A 730-nucleotide genomic window follows, 5' to 3' on the forward strand; every position below is an offset into this window, starting at 1 on the left:
TCCGCGCGGGCGGCCCTGGCCGGGGTGGTGGCGGCGCGGGCCTGGCCGGGGGCACCGCGACCGGTGCTGGCCGACGACCTGCTGCCGGAGCGGGCGCTGTCCGGTGACGCCGGCGCCCGCCGGGCCCTGGTGGACCGGGTGCACCGGCCGCTGGCCGAGGCGCCCGGGGCCCTGCTGGAGACGCTGACGGCCTATCTGGAGCACGGGGGCTCGCTGGAGGCGTGCGCGCGGTCCCTCTTCGTGCACCCGAACACGGTGCGCTACCGGCTGCGGCGGGTGGCGGAGGTGTGCGGCTGGACGCCGGCGGTCCCCCGGGAGCGCTTCGTGCTGCAGACCGCCCTGGTCCTGGGCCGCCTGGCCGCCCCGCCGCCCGCCGCGACCGGGCCGGGGGGCGCCGCACCGCGCGCCGCGGTCGGCCGCACGCCGCGGGCTTTGTAGGATCCGCACAACCACGCGGCAGAAAACTCGTGAGCGCCGTGACCGCGTCGGCGCTCGTCGGCAGGGGAGATTGGGTCCGTGCTCGTCATCGTCTGCCCGGGTCAGGGCTCGCAGGTCCCGGGTTTCCTCGCCCCGTGGCTGGAGCTGCCCGGCTTCGCCACCCGCATGCGGTGGCTGTCCGCCGTCGCCGGCACCGACCTCGTCGCCCACGGCACGACGTCGGACGCCGGGACGATCCGCGACACCGCCGTCGCCCAGCCGCTCATCGTGGCCAGCGGTCTCGCCGTGCTCG

Annotated in this window: 1 protein-coding gene and 1 pseudogene; both read left to right on the plus strand. The window is 78.1% G+C overall.

The genetic code is table 11. From position 1 onward, the window contains the following. Positions 1 to 438 (plus strand): PucR family transcriptional regulator (locus tag ABEB16_RS21045; RefSeq protein ID WP_345714137.1); only part of this gene is annotated, 438 nt, incomplete at its 5' end. Between the two features lie 78 nt (positions 439 to 516). Further along, positions 517 to 730, plus strand: a pseudogene (locus ABEB16_RS21050) (ACP S-malonyltransferase); the annotation flags it as partial.

The organism is Kineococcus glutinatus (assembly GCF_039542765.1).
GTDB classification, from domain to species: Bacteria; Actinomycetota; Actinomycetes; order Actinomycetales; family Kineococcaceae; genus Kineococcus_A; species Kineococcus_A glutinatus.